Below are 293 nucleotides of genomic sequence, written 5' to 3' on the forward strand. Positions count from 1 at the left end.
TTGGGCGGTTGTGCTCGTTATGTCTGGAATCACGGGCTGGCAGAAACCAAACGCATTCTGGATGCTGGCGAAAAACTGCCTTCTGCCTTTGAGCTGAACAGGATGCTCACCAGTTGGAAGAAAGACCCAGAAATGGCCTTTCTGGCAGAGGCATATACCGACAACCTCCAGCAGAAGCTCAAGGATTTGCATGGCGCGTGGATGCGCTGCTTTGATAAGAAACTTGCCGCCAAGGCACCCGTATTCAAGAAAAAAAGCGACAACCGCGACGCTATCCGGTTCGTCAACTTCGA

1 protein-coding gene is annotated in these 293 nt (G+C 51.9%); it reads left to right on the forward strand.

Annotation, left to right across the window (positions count from 1 at the left end; all coding sequences use genetic code 11):
• Positions 1-293: helix-turn-helix domain-containing protein (locus J9892_RS22785; protein ID WP_210539104.1), on the forward strand; the 293-nt coding region annotated here is incomplete at both ends.

The organism is Aeromonas sp. Prich7-2 (genome assembly GCF_017939255.1).
Classification (GTDB): Bacteria; Pseudomonadota; Gammaproteobacteria; order Enterobacterales; family Aeromonadaceae; genus Aeromonas; species Aeromonas caviae.